Raw genomic sequence first — 1,098 nt, 5'->3', positions numbered from 1 at the left:
GCGGCTGGGCTACTCCGCCCGCCAGATCGAGCGGCAGCTCCTCGCCGAGCTGGGCGCGGGACCTCTCGCGCTGGCTCGCGCACAGCGGGCGCAGACGGCGCGTGTGCTCATCGAGACGACCGCGCTGCCGATGGCCGAGGTCGCCTTCGCGGCGGGATTCGCCTCCATCCGGGCCTTCAACGACACCGTCCGCGAGGTCTTCGCGCTCTCGCCGAGCGAGCTGCGTACGCGCGCCTCGCGCGGCTCGGCCGCGTCACGCGTCACACGGGCGGGGGACACCCGCGAACAGCCCGGCACTCCCGGCGCGATCTCGCTGCGGCTGCCGTTCCGTACGCCTCTCAACCCGGACAACCTCTTCGGACACCTCGTCGCGACCGCCGTTCCCGGTGTCGAGGAGTGGCGCGACGGCGCCTACCGGCGCACGCTCTCCCTGCCGTACGGACATGGCATCGTCTCCCTTTCCCCGCGCCCCGACCACATCGCCTGCCGGCTCTCCCTCACCGATCCGCGCGATCTCACACTCGCCATCAGCAGCTGCCGCCGGATGCTCGACCTGGACGCCGATCCGGTCGCCGTGGACGAACAACTGCGCGCCGATCCGCTGCTGGCGCCGCTGGTCGACAAGGCGCCGGGACGGCGGGTGCCGCGTACCGTCGACGCCGCCGAGTTCGCCGTACGGGCCGTGCTCGGCCAGCAGGTCTCCACCGCCGCCGCGCGGACGCACGCGGCCCGGCTGGTCACCGCGCACGGCGTGCCGGTCGAGGATCCGGAGGGCGGGCTGACGCATCTCTTCCCGGCTCCGGAGGCGCTGGCCGCGCTCGATCCGGAGGCGCTGGCGCTGCCGCGCACCCGGCGTACCACTCTGATCAGCCTTGTCGCGGCGCTCGCCGACGGCTCGCTCCGGCTCGGCACCGACAGCGACTGGGAACAGGTGCGGAAGCAGCTCACCGCCCTGCCCGGGTTCGGGCCATGGACGGTCGAGGCGATCGCGATGCGCGCGCTCGGCGATCCCGACGCGTTCCTGCCGACCGATCTCGGCGTCCGCCGGGCCGCCGGGAGGCTCGGCCTGCCGTCCACTCCCGCCGCGCTCACGCGGCG

The 1,098-nt window shown here is 74.4% G+C and carries 1 protein-coding gene; it reads left to right on the top strand.

Annotated features, from left to right (window positions below):
• Nucleotides 1-1,098, top strand: a 1,098-nt coding sequence (locus tag GA0115259_RS31425) for a DNA-3-methyladenine glycosylase 2 (protein ID WP_107469307.1), incomplete at both ends; no start/stop codon positions are given.

It is taken from the genome of Streptomyces sp. MnatMP-M17 (genome assembly GCF_900091995.1).
GTDB lineage: Bacteria > Actinomycetota > Actinomycetes > Streptomycetales > Streptomycetaceae > Streptomyces.
This window is presented reverse-complemented; position numbering and strand designations above follow the sequence as displayed.